Genomic DNA, 17,464 nt, shown 5'->3' on the forward strand with positions numbered 1-17,464 from the left:
TTTCGCACAGCTACACGCGAGAACCTTCGCAAATCCGTCCATTTTTCGCGAAAAATTTTCAACTTGCGGACCTCGAAATTGGTGAATACACATGTATTCAGAATACAGACGTATTCAACAAATTCCCGAATCAGGAGCAGGATGTATGGCAATTCGTAACGGGCAGCAGTTCCGTGCCGGTCTGAAGGACGACCGCGTAGTCTGGCTGGGAGACAAGAAGGTCGACGTGCTCGACGAACCCAAGTTCCAGGGTTCGCTCAAGGGCATGGCAGACTATTTCGATTATCAGATCGCTCATGCTGACGACTGCATCGTCGCCGATCCGGAGAAGTCGGGCGAAAAGATGAGCGCAAGCCTCATCGTGCCCCGTTCCAAAGAAGACCTCGATATTCGCCACCGCGCGCTCGATCGCTTCGCGCGTTATTCCTACGGCATGCTGGGCCGCACGCCTGACTACGTGAACGTGGTTCTGTCCGGACATGTCGCGCGGCGGGATATCTGGGAAAAGGGCGATATCGAATTTCATGACCGGCTGACCAGGTTCCACCGTGAAGTGATCGATGGCGATCTGTCTCTTACTCACGCGATTGCACACGCCAACATTGACAAAGGCACTGGCGACCTCTCCGGCATGAACGCCGATCTTACGCTGCATGTTGTGAAGCGCACGGAAACCGGCGTCGTGGTTCGTGGTGGCAAGATGCTGGCGACCTTGGGCCCGTTCTCCGACGAATTTTACGTCTACCCGTCTTCGCCGATCCCCTCGGGTGCCGAAGACTATGCGCTCAGCTTCTCCGTGCCGTCGAATACCAAGGGGCTCACGATGTTCTGCCGTGACCATTACGGCACCGAAGCAACCGTAGCCGACGCTCCGTTCTCTTCGCGCTTCGACGAGCAGGATGTTTTCGTTGTCTTCGACGACGTGGAAGTGCCGTACGAGCGCCTGTTCATCGACGGCAATCTCGACGTCTACAACAACGTCACGCGCGGCGTTTCGCCGGGCAACACGTTGCAGCAAACCGCCATCCGCGCGATGGTGAAACTCGAGTTCGCCTACGACCTGTGCACCCTGATGGCGCGGATCACCAACAGCGAGGGCCGTTCGGACGTGGCCGCCATGCTCGGCGAGATCCACACGTACATGAAGTTGACCAAGTCTGCGATCGCTGCGGCCGAAGCCAATGCGCATGAGTGGGGTACTTCTGGCGCATTCTTCCCGCACGCCGACATTGCCGTGCTGCGTTCGATCATGCCTGAATGGATGGTTCGCGTGAACCAGATCATCTGTGCTTTGGGATCGCACAATATGCTCGCAACGCCTTCGATGGACTTGTTCGAGAACCCCGAAGTGGGTGACATGCTGCGCAAGTATCTCCCCGGCGCGAACGGCATCTCTGCCGAGGATCGCGCTCAGATCATGCGCACAGCGCGAGACTTCGCGATCTCGTCTCTGGGGGGGCGTGTGGAATTGTACGAGATGTTCTATCTCGGCAGTCTGAACCGCGCTCGTGCCGGTGATCACATGATCGCGCAGCGCAACGGGTTCGGAGGTCAGGTGAAGGAATTCCTTCAGAAGTCCGGCGTCGGCATCAAGTGAGGTCTCAGCCTCACAGCTGGAAAAGATACTTCGGGGCGGGCGTTTCGCCCGTCCCGTCCTGAAGTCACCAAGGAGAGGTTATCATGGCATCACAAGCGACTTTCGAGCGCCTTAACCCGCTCGACGGCACTGTCGCCAGTTCGTCGCCGCGCGCCACCGTGGCTGATGCGATTGCGGCGGCCGATCGGGCGGCGGCGGCTTTGCCAGTTTGGTCGGCGCTAGGCCCCAATGCACGTCGGGCGGTATTGACCAAGGCCGGCGACGCGCTCAACGCTCGCGGTGATGCGCTGGTCGATGCCATGAAGACCGAGATCGGCGCCACGGAGGGCTGGGCTCGGTTCAACGTCAGTCTGGCTGTCGGGATGATCCGCGAAGCTGCCGCCTTGACCACGCAGATCGGCGGCGACGTCATTCCGTCCGACAAGCCCGGTTGCTTGTCGATGGCAGTCCGCGAACCTGCAGGCGTTGTGCTCGGCATCGCGCCCTGGAACGCGCCGATCATCCTGGGCGTCCGCGCGATTGCGGTGCCTCTCGCGTGCGGCAACACGGTCGTACTCAAGGCGTCGGAAACGTGCCCACGCACTCATAGCCTCATCATCGAGGCCTTTGCCGACGCAGGCTTCCCGGAAGGGACTGTCAATAGCGTCACAAACGCCCCCGAGGACGCCGGAGAAATCGTCGGCGCTCTCATCGAACATCCTGCCGTGCGCCGCATCAACTTCACCGGCTCGACCGGCGTGGGTCGCATCATCGCCAAACGGGCGGCGGAGTGCCTGAAGCCGGTCTTGCTCGAACTGGGCGGCAAGGCTCCCTTCGTTGTACTCGACGACGCAGATCTGGACGAGGCGGTGAAGGCAGCAGCTTTCGGTGCGTTCATGAATCAGGGCCAGATCTGCATGTCGACCGAGCGTATCATCGTGGTGGATGCCATTGCGGATGCATTCGTCGACCAATTTGCTGCCAAGGCTGCCGGCCTCGCTACCGGCGACCCGCGTCTGGGTAATTCGCCGCTGGGCGCCGTGGTGGACATCAAGACAGTGCATCACGTAAACGCGTTGATCGACGATGCGCTCGCCAAGGGTGCTAGGCTGGTTGCGGGCGGTAAGGGCGAAAGCGTGCTGATGTCCGCTACCGTCATTGATGGCGTGACCTCCGACATGAACATTTACCGCGATGAAAGCTTCGGCCCCGTGGTCGCGGTGATCCGTGCCCGCGACGAAGCGGATGCGGTACGGCTGGCGAACGACAGCGAGTACGGTTTGTCGGCAGCGGTCTTTACGGGGGATGCCGCGCGCGGATTGCGTGTCGCCCGCCAGATCCGCTCCGGGATCTGTCACGTCAATGGACCGACGGTACACGACGAGGCGCAGATGCCGTTCGGCGGTGTCGGCGCTTCGGGATATGGACGCTTCGGTGGGAAGGCTGGTATCGACAGCTTCACCGACCTTCGCTGGATCACCGTCGAGACCCAGCCCGGTCATTATCCGATCTGAGCCGCAAGCCACACCGGCAGGAGGAATACGCGGGATGAGTACTCCCAACGTGAAAGAGGCGGCTCAACCCGTCCTCGACGATTTTCGCCATGCTATGCGCCGGGTTGCAGGCGGCGTCGCGCTAGTCACGACCGCTGACGGCGAGGGTAATCGCTACGGCATCGCCATGACCGCGTTCATGTCACTCAGCTTCGAACCGCCATCGCTGGTCATGGCCGTCAACCGCACTGCATCGATCCACGCCCCGCTGCTGTGCATCGGCGCGTTCTGCGTCAATGTGCTTGCTGCGGACCAGGAAGCGCTTTGTCGCGATTTCGCGGCCCGTCCATCGCGCGATCGCTTCGGTGTGGGCGAATGGCTGGCGGATTCTGGCGGCATTCCTTATCTGCGTGGGGCGCAGGCGAATATTTTCTGCACGCTGGACAGCCATCAGCCTTCGGGTTCGCACGATGTGATCGTCGGACTGGCGAGCGCGGTCTTCAACCACGACGAGATCAAGCCGCTGATCTTCGTGGATGGTCGCTATGGCGCGATGGCCTGACGTGGCGGGAACGAACGAAGGCAAGCTGGGCCTAGCATCTCAGCCCAGGGTGCGGCGTAAGGCGGACCCTGGCGCGGCCGAGCGTGGAGGGGAAAGCAGCCGGGATCGCTTCCTGGATGCGGCCGACCAGTTGTTCATTCGAGAAGGCTACGATCGCTGTACGATCCGCGCGATCAGTGCAACAGCAGGCACCAGCCTAGCCCTGCTCAGCCGGCACTGGGACAGCAAGCATCAGCTTTTTGAGGAAGTATTCCGACGGCATTTCGAGCCAATTCATTCTGCCCAACAGAGCCGCTTCGATATCCTGGAGGCGCAGGGGCCTCCCGATCTGCGCGCGGTGCTTGAAGCGTTCTTCAGCCCGGCGCTGGCCGGCAACATCGGGCCGCTCGAACAGCGCACCAGCCACCTCGTCTACTGCCGGGCGCTGATGGATCCATCCAACGAGGCCCGTACGATCACCCGGCCGTTGGTGCGCGCCACCCGCGAACGCCTGATCGGGCTGCTGCGTCAAGCGCTGCCGCAACTGGACGAAACCCGCTTCTTTCTCGCGATGGCGACTGTCCTTGGCGCCTATATCTACCCCCAGGTGAATGGCCCCAGGTTGGCCGAAATCATGGGCGTGGAGTTCCAGGCAATCGACTGGGCCGAGGCAGCACTCATCATTCCTCGCTTTCTCGAAGCCGGTTTACGGCAGGAACTGTAATCATGCAGGAAACCCAAGTACCCCGTATTATTGCCAGCGCCGAGGAGATTATCGAGGAGGCCCGCCAGGGGCGAATGTTCATCCTCGTTGACGACGAAGATCGCGAAAACGAGGGCGACCTCGTAATTCCGGCGCAGATGGTGACGCCAGAGAAGGTCAACTTCATGGCCACTCACGGGCGGGGCCTGATCTGCCTTGCGCTCTCCCGGCAGCGGGGCGAGGCGTTGGGGCTCAAACCGATGAGTCCCTCCAACGGTGCTCAGTATGAGACTGCCTTCACCGTTTCGATCGAGGCACGCGAAGGGGTTACTACGGGGATCTCCGCCGCCGACAGGTCGCGCACGATCACGACCGCCATCGACGCGCGCACGGGGGCCGACGACATCGTTACTCCCGGCCATGTGTTCCCACTGATCGCCCGCGACGGTGGTGTGCTGGTCCGCGCGGGCCATACCGAAGCCGCCGTCGACGTCGCCCGCCTGGCAGGACTAAACCCATCCGGAGTGATCTGCGAGATCATGAACGAAGACGGGACGATGGCGCGTCTGGACGACCTGTTCGGATTGGCCCGGCTGCACGAACTGAAGATCGGCACTATTCGCGACCTGATTCACTATCGCCGTCGCTTTGACAAAGTGGTCGAGCCAGTGGATCGATCGGTGTTGCACTCCGATTTTGGCGGCGAATTCGCGGTCACTGTCTATCGAAGCAGGATAGACGGGGTGGAAAGCCTCGTGCTCCAAAAAGGCGATGTCGCATCGGGCGAGCCGGTACTTGTTCGCATGCACGGGAGCCTGCCGCTGTATGATCTGCTTGGGATGAGCGGTCCCCGTAGCCGTCTTCTGCAACGCTGCATGGAAGAGATCGCGCGGGAGGGGAGGGGAGTTATCGTGCTCGTCCGAACCGGCGCTTCGGACATGTTCTCGCGGGCCATCGCGGCTGGCGACCATGTATCCGAAATGGAGCTGCGGCATTATGGCACCGGCGCGCAGATATTGGCTGACCTCGGTGTTCAGAAGATGGTGCTCCTGACCACGTTGCACAGGCACATCGTGGGCCTCGAAGGCTTTGGTCTCGAGGTGGTCGGCGAGCGGCAGCTGTCCGCAGCTTCCTGATCCCGCAAGGCGCCGACAGTGCCGTATTTCCAGAACAGAAAAGCATAGAACAGAGATGGAGCCTATGACTGCGTACCCGCAACTTCACATGATGATCGACGGAGAGCGCGTCTCCGGCGGCGATCGCGCAACGCACAGGGTTGTCAATCCGGCAACCGGGGAGACGTTGGGCGAGCTGCCGTTGGCAACGAACGATGACCTCGACCGTGCGCTTGACGCAGCCCAGCGCGGCTTTCGGCGGTGGCGTCATTCCACCGCGCACGAACGCGCCGCAGTGTTGCAGGGCGCTGCGCGCTTGCTGCACGAACGCGCCGACGCCCTTGCCCGTATCGCCACGCTGGAAGAGGGCAAAACTTTCGCGGAGGCCAAAAGCGAAGTGGGCATGGTCGCAGGCCTGTTCAATTTCTATGCCGGCGAATGCCAGCGCATCTACGGCCGTACGCTGGTGCGTCCGGTTGGAATGCGGTCAACCGTCACGAAAGAGCCAGTCGGCCCCGTCGCCGCATTTGCGCCTTGGAATTTCCCGCTTTCAAACCCCGGCCGCAAACTGGGAGCTCCTATTGCGGCAGGCTGCTCGGTAATCCTGAAGTCTGCGGAAGAGACGCCGGCGTCGGCGCTGGGCGTGCTGCAGTGTCTGCTCGATGCCGGTCTGCCCCCCGAGGTGGGTCAGGCGGTGTTCGGTGTGCCCGACCATGTGTCGCGTCATTTGTTGGCAAGCCCGATTATCCGCAAGCTCAGTTTCACTGGCTCGACCGTCATCGGCCGTCACTTGATGAAGCTCGCCGCCGAGGACCTTAAGCGCACGACGATGGAGCTGGGCGGCCATGGGCCGGTCCTGGTTTTCGACGACGTCGACACTTCCCGCGTGCTTGATGCCATGGTGCCCTACAAGTTCCGCAATGCCGGTCAGGTCTGCGTCGCGCCGACACGCTTCATTGTACAGGAAGGAATTTTCGACGACTTCGTGCGCGGTTTTGCCGAGCGTGCTGCCGCGATTAAGGTCGGCAATGGCCTCGACCCCGTAACGCGCATGGGCCCGATGGCCAACGCGCGTCGGCCGGAGGCGATGGAGCGCATGATTGCCGACGCAGTGGCCCGCGGCGCGCGGCTCCACGCGGGCGGCGACCGGATCGGCAATCAGGGCTTCTTTTTCGCCCCGACGGTCCTGTCGAACGTGCCGCTCGATGCGGAACTGATGAATGAGGAGCCGTTCGGCCCGATTGCCATCATCAATCCCTACGTAGGCCAAGACGATATGGTCGCCGAGGCCAACCGTCTGCCATATGGCCTGGCTGCCTACAATTGGACGGAAAATGCCTCGCGCCAGCGCCGGCTTGCCCGCGAGTTGGAAGCGGGGATGGTCACCATCAACACCACTGCGGTCGGCGGCGCGGATTCTCCTTTCGGCGGGGTGAAGTGGTCCGGCCACGGCTCGGAAGATGGTCCCGAAGGTCTGGAAGCGTGCCTCGTTACCAAGGCGGTTCACGAAGCTTAACATCCGCAGGGCGGCGTCTTGTCCCGCCGAGTGGTGTAGATTTTGGAAAGCGGTGCTGACGGGACGCTGACCCAAAGAGCGCTGTGGCGGCCGGTCTGTTTCGCGAGTGGTCATCGGCGAACTTCGGATGAGCTTGGGCTGCGAGGCTCAACTTACGGAGACGCCGATGACCAAGGATACGATGGATGCGCAGTCTGTGATTGGACAGACTGCCGATGGCGGCTTCTTGCGCAAGGCGATCGGCTTTGCGGCGCAGTGGCCGATGAAGATGGATCAACCCGGTTTAGCCGGAGATCGACGTGGCCGCACCCGCGATCCTACACCACCCGATGGGCCACGTTCCGGAGTGGCCCTTTGTGAGCCAACCTGCGGGTGAAAATCCAGCTTCGTTCAGAGAGCGAACATACCAAACGCGACATATGAACGAGGCGGGTGCCTCTTGCTGAGCACGCGTCTCGTTCGGCGTCGTCATCTAAATGGATGACGGCTAGTACCCGATCATCACTGACTTTTTCTCCGTAAACGCCTCCACGCCCGCACGTCCGTTTTCGCGTCCTAGGCCGGACTGCTTGAAGCCGCCGAAGGGTAGCGCGAACTCCATCCCCGATCCGTTGACCTTTACCGAGCCCGTACGCAGGCCGCTGGCCATCGCGTGTGCAGTCGACAGATTTTGAGTCCAGATATAAGCCGATAGGCCATAGATGCTGTCGTTGGCACGGCGCACCACCTCGTCCAGGCTCTCGTTCGAGAAACGCATGACGCTCAATACCGGGCCAAAAATTTCCTCGCGAACGATCTGCATCTCAGGCTGGGCGTTGATGAAGATGGTCGGCTTCACGAAGTATCCTGGCCCCTCCGCATCGCCGCCCATGAGCAGCGTTGCGCCTTCGGCCTTGCCTGCCTCTACGTATCCCAGCACGCGTGCCTTTTGCGGGGCTGAAATCAGAGGTCCCATGGTAACGCCCGGCTGGTCGCCCGGCCCGACGACGAGTTTTTCGCCAAATTCGGCCAAGCCGGTAATAAAGCGGTCGAAGATGGTGTCGTGGACAAACAGGCGCGATCCCGCGGCGCATACCTGTCCGCTGTTGCCGAAGATGCCCATCGCGACGGCAGGGATGGCGCGTTGAAGGTCAGCGTCCGGGAATACCACGGAGGCTGATTTTCCACCTAGCTCCAATGAGACGCGGGTTAGCGATTCCGCAGCTCCGCGAAGAATCGATTGGCCGGTTGCGGTAGAGCCCGTGAAGGAAATCTTGTCGATGCCCGGATGACGCACCAGTGCGGCGCCGGCGGTTGCGCCCAACCCCGTTACCACATTCAGGCAACCGTCAGGGAAGCCGGCTTCCTGCACCAGCTCAGCCAGACGAAGTCCCGACATGGGGGCAAGCTCGGCCGGCTTGAGGACGATCGTGCAGCCAGCGGCAAGTGCCGCAGAAACTTTGTTGCAGGTAATGCCGAAAGGCGCGTTCCACGGCACGATCAGCGCGGCGACGCCTAATGGTTCGTGCGTGGTATAGCCATGCCACCGACCGGGCACCGAAATCGGAACTTCCTCGCCGGTCATGCGGCGAACCCACCCGGCGTTGTACCGGACCGCGCTCACTGCTGCGCCTACAGCCATACCCCGCGATGCGGCGAAGGGCATGCCGTTGTCGAGTGTTTCGATCGCGGCGATTTCGTCGCCATCACGTTCGATCAGGTCGGCAAGGCGAAGCAACATTCGTTCACGCTCGGCCGCAGGCATCTTCGCCCACGACGGATTCTCAAAAGCGCGACGGGCGGCTGCCACTGCTCGGTCAATGTCGTCGGTGTCGCCCGACGCAATCGTGCCAATGGGTTGCGCGGTTGCTGGGTTCAGTACCTCGATCGGCTCATTTCGTTGGTCTTCCCATGTGCCCGCGATGAAATGACCGAACGGACGGGCAATACGGGCCCGAGCGCGGTCGAAGATGGCATTTGTGTCGGTGGACGGCATCACTTTTTCCTTAGTTAAGCAGTTTGGCCAAGGATCAGATCCGATGCCTTTTCCCCGATCATGACGGCTGCCGCGTTGGTGTTGGCGCCTACCAGGAAAGGCATGATCGAAGCGTCCGCAACGCGAAGGCCATCGATCCCATAGACGCGCAGTTGCGGGTCGACGACGGCGCGGGCGCCCACGCCCATGCTGCAGGTCCCCACCGGATGGTGGACGATGCCGGTCAATTCGCTTTTCATGGCGTCGAGATCGGCATCGCTGGTCTTTCCGGCTCCCGGAAGCACTTCTCCGTCCAAATAGCGGGCGATGGGCCCGTCGGAAAAAATCCGGCGGGATATTGCCAGACCCTTCTTGAGCGTCGCCCAGTCGTCCTCGTGCTGAAGAAGATTGAATTGAATGCGTGGCGGGGATCGCGGGTCCGCGTCGAGCAGGCCAATCGACCCACGGCTCTTGGGGCGTAGCAGGCAGATCGAGTTGAAGAAGCAGTCTTTCTTGGGCTTGCTGAAACCTGGAAACCAAATGTTCGCGTCCACCCGCACCGGGCTAGTCATGATCTGAAGATCGGGGCGATCGATGGTCGGATCGGATCGGACCAGAGTGCAGGCGGTGGCGATCTGGTTGGCGAAAGTCCCGGTTCCGGTCAGATACCACCGAACGAACGACAGTGCCGCGCGGTCGAAGCGGAGTTCGCGGGCGAAGCTGTGTGGCGGTGTTGCGTCGTATTGATGGGCGAGCCTGACATGCTCCTGCAGGTTGGCGCCGACGCTTTCCAGGTCGTAAACAACCTGGATGCCATGTTCAACGAGCTGCCGGCCGGGCCCGATGCCTGACAGCATGAGTAGCTGCGGTGAACCGTAGGTTCCTGCGCTCAGTATGATTTCCCGCGTGGCGGTGGCCGTGTGCATCAGTCCGTTCCGCTCAAAGCTGACGCCCGTCGCGCGGCGATCGGTGAGCAGGATGCGGTGTACCTGCGCCCCTGTCAGGATTGTCAGGTTGGGGCGGGACCGGATGGGCTTCAGGTAGGCACGGGCCGAACCGCAGCGCTTTCCGTCACGAAGCGCCACTTGCACATCGGCGCAGCCTTCGTTTGATTCTCCGTCGTAATCGGGATTGTATTCGTATCCGCTCAGTGCGGCCGAAGCCCGTAGTTCGGTTGCCATGAGTTTGCGCGTGTTGACGGGTTGAACACCGATCGGGCCGCCTTTGCCGCGCCAGGTATTTCCGCCCGTCCAATGGTCCTCCGAACGCTTGAAATAGGGCAGGACACTGGAATAGTCCCAACCCGTGCAGCCGTTCTCGGCCCACTGGTCGAAATCTGCTGGATGCCCGCGAAAGTGGACCATGCCATTGATGGACGAAGAACCGCCGAGCACCCGGCCACGCGGGACAGGGAAGCGGCGGTTGCCCGCATGGGGTTCGGGCTCGGACTGGAAGGCCCATGTGAATTTGGGATTGCGTAGGGCCTGGAGGAAGCCGACAGGCATCTGGATGTAAGGATGATCCGCTTCGCCGCCTGCTTCGAGCAGCAAAATGGTGACCTTTGGATCAGCGCTTAAGCGATTGGCGATCACGGATCCAGCCGAACCCGCTCCAACAATTATGAAATCAAATTGCATATTTCGCTGCTAACCTTCCCGGAATTTTATCATGATAACGCTACCAGCGAAATCCGTGCGTTCCGTTTGACGGACTGCCATTCTGAAATCTCTAATTGGTAAATGCGCCGACTGTCAACGGATGCCGGGAAGAGTGGATCGGAGCCAATGACGTGGGTCCATAAAAACGTAACCGCGGCAAATTCCGGGGCGGTCAGGCTGGAGGTGCTCCGACGAGGGAGGGGGCGGGTGACCTGGTGCGCTGCACCGTGCAGCTGATGGGAGAGCATGGCCTGAAACGGGTTATCCGAGGCCGCACCACGATTGCGGCAATGCGGCACCGCGCCTGCTCGATCAGGTCAACCGCCAGTCCCATGCCCCGGCGCAGAACATGCTATGGGTTTCCGACTTCACGTATGTCGTGACGTGGGCGGGGTTCGCGAAACCGTAGACGCCGAAATTGCCGACGTGCAGGTCACCGCAGGCGCTACCCCGAGGGGCGTGCATGATGAAGCTGGTGAGTGCATTGTCCGGCGCATCGTCGTTAATCAGGCTGACATAGGCCTCGTTGATGTGGACCCAAGGATGCTCGATCCGGCCCGAGCCGGCTATTCTTGCGCCGGCACCCTTGATCGGCGAGATGGTCGACCTACCCATCCTATTGGACCGGGACTGCATGCGGCGTGCTGAAAAATTGGGCCACCACCTACTTCCTTCCTGATCGCATGCCTTGGCCTAGAAAGGCGTGGACCCGATCGACAATTCCGGACCGCTCGCGAGAAATGCCTGGCCGCGTAAGGCAAACTGGCGGCCCTTCGCTTGGGTGATGCGCTCCGACACTTCAAAGCGCTCGCCATGTGATCCGAGCCAGATGTCGGGCCTGAGCAATGCGAGCCGGCCGCGTGTATGGCCGGGCATACCGAGCACCATGATGGCGACTGCGCCAAGGCGGATCACGTCGCTGTTCCGGAGAATCTGGTCAACTTTGGCGGGCGGCCAGCCCATGACCCGCCAATCTTTGCCATAGTTGAAGTCGCTTTTGCCGCCGTCCTCCATCGGTGCGACATCGCCCTTCATCAGGGCGTGACTGCAAGGACCTATGCGGCGGCCGTGAAAAGCGAGCGCGTCAACAAAACTATTTTCCGTGATGCCAAGGCGGATAACTATTTTGCTACTGCGAGTAAAGTACAAGTCCGATCCCGTGACGAAAGGTGTTTGTTGAATGTCAGTGGGGCCGCCAAGCGCAAGCATCCGGCGGAGTGGCATCGGGCAACGTCGGTTGAGGCATGCTACCCCGCAACGTGCTCGCGGAAGTGGGCCGCGTCGAGCCCAGTGGCAAGACTGTCGCATGTCAGGGCAGCGGATGACCCGTTTCGCCACCACCAGCCATGCCTCGGTCCACCGTTCGCGCACCGCTGAGCAACGCGCCTTTTGCAGACATTCTGGCAAAAGCGTCATTCCTTTAGGAGTTCCTGACACTCGAAGCCGCGTTAGAATCAGTTACAGGTTTTTCCTATAGCAACGAGAAGCCTTTTGGACGTTCTGCGGCGTCGGTCCTGGAGTAAGTTGGAGACGAATAGCACATGAGAGGAACGGCTGGTGGCTGGCAGTTTTCTACCCGACAACCCGGCGGCATGGACGTATCGCAGTTGGGACGAACTGATGTCTATCCCCCGCGAGGAGCGGGACGCGCTCCAGCTCGAAGCGGTTCGGATCGCGTTTGGCCGCCTGCGCGATCGTATCCCGGCACTGAAGAAGCTGGCAGATCGGCAAGGCACAGATGTCATCGACAAGATCGAGGATGTCCTGCCCGTGTGCTTCGATCATCGGGTCCTGAAGAACTACCCCATACAGATCATCGAAAATCGCGACTTTAAGAAGCTCACCGGTTGGCTCGACAAGCTTACGGCGCATGACCTTACGCGTGTGGATTTGAGCGGGATCACCACCATCGAGGAATGGCTAAAGCGCCTTGAAGCATACGGCATGCTTGTCACCTACTCGAGCGGAACTACTGGCAAGCTCTCGTTCGTGCCGCGCAGTTACGACGAGCTTGGCCCCTGGAAGTTCCACTTTTTCAACGTCAATTACGCGGCGAGCGGTGTGGACCCATGGACGACTAAACTGCCGACATTCTTCCCCGGATACCGGGGCGGCTACCAGACGATGCTCAAGATGATGAGCCTGTTCAACGTCGAGATGGCGGGCGGGGCGGACAATTATTATACGCTCTACGACACCCACATACCCGCCGACCTGATGGCGTTGTCGGGACGGCTGCAGGCGGCTGAGGACAAGGGCGATATCGCTGCCTTGGGCCTCGATCCGGCGCTCCTTGAGCAGCGGCAACAGATGCTTGCTCAGGGACGATCCCGGGACGGAGATCTCGACGCATGGTTCGGTCAGCTGATCGAGCGTTTTCGAGGCCAGAAAGTGAAGATCGGCGGCACCTTCGCCGATATGTATCGTGTTGCCCGTGCTGGTCTCGATCGCGGTGTCACGTGCGAGTTCGCGCCTGGTTCGATCCTCATGGGCGGCGGCGGCATGAAGGGCTACAAAGATGCGCCCGCAGACTGGGAGGCCCAGATCAAATCTTTCTTCGGCATTGACCGCATGGGCAATCAATACGGGTTCTCCGAGTGCATCGGCAATGCGCCTCTTGGCGAGGACGATTTCTTCTATCTGCCGCCCTATTCGGTGCCGCTGCTGATGGGGCCGAACGGCGAGGCGCTGCCGCGCGAAGGTGTACAGACTGGTAGACTTGTGCTGGTGGACCTCGTGCCTCAGTCGTACTGGGGGGGCTTCACGTCGGGCGACGAAGTGACAATCCATTGGGATGATGATCAGTCGGAAACTGGCTGGAAAGCGCCGCGCATCGCGAAGACCATTCGCCGCTTTTCTGAAGCCGAAGGCGGCGACGACAAGATCACCTGCGCCGGCTCCCAGCAAGCATATAACGAATTCATGGCTTTCGTGGCGGGAGAGGCCTGATGGCCCAGGTTTTCGACATTCCCATTATCGCACGCGGCAGGGTCATCATGCCGGGCGACGATGGCGTCCACTACAAGGGCCGCGGTGGTGCCGACTTTCGCCAGGCAGACCCTCACAAACACATCCATGATCTGGTCCTGGGCGACACGTCGCGCATGCGCGATCTGCACGACACACCGATGGCCCAGATCATCGATCTCCTGGCCGAGCTGGGTAAGCGCCTACACCTGGATGACAACGCGCTGCTGCAGGAGAGCTTCGCGTTGGCCTTGAAGGCCGGAGGGCTTGCCGAACCGATCCTGCATGGCGTCTATGACGCCCTGCCACGCATGTTCGACCCGGCCATGATGACGGCCCTTGTCGATAAAACAATCGGCCTGGCTTATCTCGACGGCTGGGTGGCAAGCGGAGGCGATTACGAGAGCGTGAGCATCCGCGCAGTCGGCACCCGCCAGTTGCATATCACGGCTGGCAACGTGCCAGTCGTTGCCGCGATGACCATCGCGCGGGCCGGGCTGACCAAGTCAGACATTTTGATCAAGTCGCCCTCTAACGATCCGCTGACCGCCAATGCGATCGCGCGGACACTGATCGAGATCGCGCCGGACCATCCGGTGACGAAGCATGTGGCAGTAGCCTACTGGAAGGGCGGCGACGACTACATGGACTCGCAGGTTATCCGTACCAGCAGGATCGACAAGATTACCGCCTGGGGCGGCATGAGTTCCGTCAAACACATCCAGAAGTTCCTGACACCCGGCATCGACCTGACGGCACTCAACCCTAAGTATTCGATGTCGATGATCGGACGAGCCACCTTCGCGAGCGAGGCAGCGGTGGATGAGGCGGCCGTCGGGCTTGCCACGCTCGCGGGCTTCTACAACCAGACCGCCTGCGCCAATACGCGCATTGTCTATGTGGAAAGCGGCACGGACGACGCCTCGATCGAGCAGGTGGTAGTGCTTGGGCGCAAGATGGTAGCTGCCTACGCAAGCCTGCCACCTTTGCTTTCAACGCCTTTCCCGACGCCGAACCGCGAACTCGAAGCAGAGATGGCCGCCATTGCGCTCGAAGACGACTTCTACCATGTGGAGGGCGATACGCTGTGTGGCGGCTTCATCGTCTCGAAGTTCAACGACCGAGTAGAGTTTTATGACAAACTCAACAACCGGGTCGTGAATTTCGTACCTGTCGACAACCTTACCGACGTGCTAAAATGGTGTGACGATACAACTCAAACGGTCGGCATTTACCCGGAATCCGTGCGGTCGAACATCGTTGACCTGTTTGCGCTCGCTGGCATCCAGCGCCTTGTCTCGCTCGCTGGTGGAGATCCCCTGACCGTCTACGCAAATTCGCACCACATGCCGCCCGGCTCGCCCCACGACGGAATCGAACCAATGCGCCGCTCAATGCGCTGGGTGGTCAACATGCAGCCGGTCAAAAAGCCCGAAATCCTCCAAATCGCTGCGGAATGACAGACGATGTTGCCGCGCACGCACCAGACGTTCATCAAAGCTCATTAGGGCGCCATCCGGGCAGCCGACGAGAGAGCGGGCCATGAACACACGGCATCTTCGCAGTTTCCTCCGCGTGACGGAAACCAAATCGATCAGTCGTGCAGCGGTGTCTCTGGGCATCGCTCAGCCCTCCCTGAGCCAGCACATCCTGCGCCTGGAGGACGAGGTTGGACAAACCCTGCTCAAGCGTACAGCGCGCGGTATCACTCTCACCGAGGCGGGCGAGATTTTCCGCACTCATGCCATGCGGATACTGCGTTCGGTCGAACAGGGCATCGATGACGTGCGGCAGGCTGCGGAGCCTAGTGGAGCGGTGGTGCTGGCCGTGCCGTATTCGATCAGCCGCATCGCTGGAGTCGCGCTGATAGAGGCTTTTCTCGAGCACGCTCCCCGCGTTGCCTTGCGATTGGTCGAGGCCTCCACCGGCCAGATCCGGGGATGGCTTGAAGAGGGCAAGATCGACCTTGGTATCTTTCATGAACTGGACACGTTTCGCGAACTGGCGATAAGGCCGATCGCCGCAGAAGAGCTTTTGCTAGTTAAGCCTGCCAGCACGACCGATGAAATCGGTACAGAAGTAGAGGACAAGTTGTGCGCGCTCGGCGAGATACCGCTGATTCTACCCGGTCCACAGCACGGGCTGCGACAAATCATTGAGCAGGCCGCGGCCCGGGTTGGCATAGAGCTTAGAGTTAAGCTCGAAGTTGATGCGGTCGCATTGATCCCGACGCTTGTTGCGCATGGTCACGGCTATTCGATCCTTCCCCGCTCGGCTCTGGCTCTCCACGATGGGGACAAGGTTGTCGCGGTACGCATCGGTGGGGGTATGCTACGGCGAAATCTTTGCCTGGCACGCAACAATGCAAAACTCATCACGAGTGCCTCTACCCGGTGCGAGCAACTGACAATCCGCGTGCTTCAGCGGTTGATCGACAAAGGCGTGTGGGATGCAACAAAGGCATCGCCCATCGCTGACGACAGGGCGAACAAAGGGAGAGAGTGATGGCTATCGAGTTCATGAAGCGGGTCGCGCTCGTTACCGGGGCGGGACGCGGGATTGGTCGGGAGATTGCGCTCCGGCTGGCTTCTGACGGATTCGCTTTGGTCGTTCACTATAGCGGTAGCGAGCAAGGCGCACGCGAGACGGTCTCGCAAATACAGGCCAACGGCGGCGAAGCGATCATGCTTGCAGCGGACATCGCTCGACATGGTGAGGTCGCCGCCCTGTTTGCAGCCTTGGATCGGCAAATGGGTGGTCTTGACGTCGTAGTAAATTCGGCCGGCGTCAGTGCCGGAGGATCGCTCGCCAATCTCGACATAGAGGAACTCGACTGGCTGCTCGGCGTCAACCTGCGCGGCCCGCTTTTCATCGCGTCCGAAGCAGCAAAGCGCCTTGGCGAAGGCGGCCGGATTATCAATCTGTCTTCGACCTTGGCAGAGTTTCCGGTCGCCGGATCGGGCATCTATTCCGCGACAAAGGCAGCGCTGAAGAGCTTCACCGAAAGTTGGGCGAAGGAACTCGGTCGCAAAGGAGTGACGGTCAACACCGTGATCCCAGGTGCGACCAGCCCCGGCATGTTCGACCGCACTCCGGAAGCATACCGTGAGATGTTCATCAACGCATCGCCGTTCGGGCGAGTTGGCAAGGCAGAAGAGATAGCCGAGGTAGTCGCCTTCCTTGCTTCACCGGCGGCAAGTTGGGTATCGAGCGCACACATCCTCGCTAATGGCGCAGCAACCACCTGAGCGGCATTGTTCGTGGCGACTTCGCGCTGATGCCCAATCCTGCGGCACTCACCGCAGTGCCGAGGACGATCTCAACAGCACGCGTACGCTGGTCAATCGCCCGCCGGAGACGCTGTCACGCTGGCTGAGGTAGCGAATTTCGACGTTCTTCAGTCGTGCTTTTTCGCCGCGAGAACAGATGTCTCGCGGCAGATCACCGTCAGAACGTGAATTTGGCTCCTACCTTCACGGTAGGCGGTTCGACGACGCGGCTCAGTCTGCCCTTGAGGGGCCACCGGTGTTGTAACAAGGAATGTAGGATTCGTAGTAGTAGTAGTAGTAGTAGTAGTAGTGGTGGTAGTGGTAGTGGTAGTGGTAGTGGTAGTGGTAGTGGTAGTGGTAGTGGTAGTGGTAGTGGTAGTGGTAGTGGTAGTGGTAGTAGACTATATCTTTATCCCGGCTGCCAGCGGTGTTGAGCACTGCGCTGTAATATGGATGTGCCCGCCCTTCCAGGCCGCGCGGACGTTGACGACGGTGCTGTCATGGTCGCGCACGGAGTTGTCCTCGAGCAGAGGATAAGGGCCGACTGTTGATTGCCACTGAGATGTGACCCGGGATTACCATTGAGAATTGACCCGGGTGGGTATGAGTTATGTGCTGCCGTTGACCGGCAGGTTCAAGATGCGGGCTTCTCCTTTCTCGCTTTGGGCGCAG

The 17,464-nt window shown here is 60.6% G+C and carries 15 protein-coding genes and 1 pseudogene; 12 read left to right on the top strand and 4 right to left on the bottom strand.

What is annotated here, in order from left to right:
• Positions 1-145 precede the first annotated feature (145 nt).
• The 7 genes from GVL61_RS16535 (at position 146) to GVL61_RS16565 (ending at position 7,320) form a co-directional block, all read left to right on the top strand.
• Positions 146-1,597 (top strand): 4-hydroxyphenylacetate 3-hydroxylase N-terminal domain-containing protein, encoded by a 1,452-nt coding sequence (locus GVL61_RS16535; RefSeq protein WP_159981762.1) that lies wholly within the window; start codon positions 146-148, stop codon positions 1,595-1,597.
• Positions 1,598-1,680: 83 nt separating this feature from the next.
• Positions 1,681-3,090: an aldehyde dehydrogenase gene (locus tag GVL61_RS16540; protein WP_200844811.1), complete on the top strand. Its 1,410-nt coding sequence runs from the start codon at positions 1,681-1,683 to the stop codon at positions 3,088-3,090.
• A gap of 34 nt (positions 3,091-3,124) precedes the next feature.
• Positions 3,125-3,631, top strand: a complete 507-nt coding sequence (locus GVL61_RS16545; protein ID WP_159981763.1) for a flavin reductase family protein — start codon at positions 3,125-3,127, stop codon at positions 3,629-3,631.
• 1 nt (position 3,632) lies between these two features.
• The gene (locus tag GVL61_RS16550) at positions 3,633-4,334 is read left to right on the top strand and encodes a TetR/AcrR family transcriptional regulator (RefSeq protein ID WP_159981764.1); all 702 of its coding nucleotides are present in this window, start codon (positions 3,633-3,635) and stop codon (positions 4,332-4,334) included.
• A gap of 2 nt (positions 4,335-4,336) precedes the next feature.
• Positions 4,337-5,449: a 3,4-dihydroxy-2-butanone-4-phosphate synthase gene (ribB, locus tag GVL61_RS16555; protein ID WP_159981765.1), complete on the top strand. Its 1,113-nt coding sequence runs from the start codon at positions 4,337-4,339 to the stop codon at positions 5,447-5,449.
• Positions 5,450-5,513: 64 nt separating this feature from the next.
• Positions 5,514-6,944 carry an NAD-dependent succinate-semialdehyde dehydrogenase gene (locus tag GVL61_RS16560; protein WP_159981766.1) on the top strand — a complete coding sequence of 477 codons (1,431 nt, stop codon included), beginning with the start codon at positions 5,514-5,516 and terminating at the stop codon, positions 6,942-6,944.
• A gap of 166 nt (positions 6,945-7,110) precedes the next feature.
• Positions 7,111-7,320 (top strand): hypothetical protein, encoded by a 210-nt coding sequence (locus GVL61_RS16565; protein ID WP_159981767.1) that lies wholly within the window; start codon positions 7,111-7,113, stop codon positions 7,318-7,320.
• A gap of 111 nt (positions 7,321-7,431) precedes the next feature.
• Here the strand turns inward: GVL61_RS16565 and GVL61_RS16570 are convergent, their stop codons facing one another.
• Together GVL61_RS16570 and GVL61_RS16575 are read right to left on the bottom strand one after the other, a co-directional pair.
• Positions 7,432-8,919, bottom strand: coding sequence for an aldehyde dehydrogenase (locus GVL61_RS16570; protein ID WP_159981768.1), 1,488 nt, complete (start codon positions 8,917-8,919; stop codon positions 7,432-7,434).
• 14 nt (positions 8,920-8,933) lie between these two features.
• On the bottom strand, positions 8,934-10,535 hold the full coding sequence (locus GVL61_RS16575; RefSeq protein ID WP_255456506.1) for a GMC family oxidoreductase: 1,602 nt from the start codon (positions 10,533-10,535) through the stop codon (positions 8,934-8,936).
• A 215-nt stretch (positions 10,536-10,750) separates the two neighbouring features.
• On the opposite strand from GVL61_RS16575, the pseudogene GVL61_RS25040 reads away from it, so the two are divergent.
• Positions 10,751-10,953: pseudogene (locus tag GVL61_RS25040) on the top strand (IS3 family transposase); the annotation flags it as partial.
• Here the strand turns inward: GVL61_RS25040 and GVL61_RS16580 are convergent.
• Both GVL61_RS16580 and GVL61_RS16585 read right to left on the bottom strand, forming a co-directional pair.
• Complete coding sequence (locus GVL61_RS16580; protein WP_159981770.1) at positions 10,869-11,171, bottom strand: hypothetical protein; 303 nt, start codon at positions 11,169-11,171, stop codon at positions 10,869-10,871. The pseudogene GVL61_RS25040 and the gene GVL61_RS16580 sit on opposite strands and share 85 nt — an antisense overlap.
• A 78-nt stretch (positions 11,172-11,249) precedes the next feature.
• Complete coding sequence (locus GVL61_RS16585; RefSeq protein ID WP_159981771.1) at positions 11,250-11,591, bottom strand: hypothetical protein; 342 nt, start codon at positions 11,589-11,591, stop codon at positions 11,250-11,252.
• A gap of 522 nt (positions 11,592-12,113) precedes the next feature.
• On the opposite strand from GVL61_RS16585, the gene GVL61_RS16590 reads away from it, so the two are divergent.
• The 4 genes from GVL61_RS16590 to GVL61_RS16605 all read left to right on the top strand — a co-directional run bounded on the left by GVL61_RS16590 (position 12,114) and on the right by GVL61_RS16605 (position 16,771).
• Positions 12,114-13,505, top strand: coding sequence for a hypothetical protein (locus GVL61_RS16590; RefSeq protein ID WP_159981772.1), 1,392 nt, complete (start codon positions 12,114-12,116; stop codon positions 13,503-13,505).
• Positions 13,505-14,983 carry an acyl-CoA reductase gene (locus tag GVL61_RS16595; protein ID WP_159981773.1) on the top strand — a complete coding sequence of 493 codons (1,479 nt, stop codon included), beginning with the start codon at positions 13,505-13,507 and terminating at the stop codon, positions 14,981-14,983. The genes GVL61_RS16590 and GVL61_RS16595 overlap by 1 nt, the downstream gene beginning before the upstream one ends.
• Positions 14,984-15,065: 82 nt before the next feature.
• Positions 15,066-16,028, top strand: coding sequence for a LysR family transcriptional regulator (locus GVL61_RS16600; RefSeq protein WP_159981774.1), 963 nt, complete (start codon positions 15,066-15,068; stop codon positions 16,026-16,028).
• Entirely contained in the window at positions 16,028-16,771 is a 744-nt protein-coding gene (locus tag GVL61_RS16605) for an SDR family oxidoreductase (protein WP_159981775.1), read from the top strand. The genes GVL61_RS16600 and GVL61_RS16605 overlap by 1 nt, the downstream gene beginning before the upstream one ends.
• Positions 16,772-17,464 lie beyond the last annotated feature (693 nt).

The organism is Novosphingobium sp. 18050 (assembly GCF_902706195.1).
In the GTDB taxonomy this organism is placed as follows: domain Bacteria; phylum Pseudomonadota; class Alphaproteobacteria; order Sphingomonadales; family Sphingomonadaceae; genus Novosphingobium.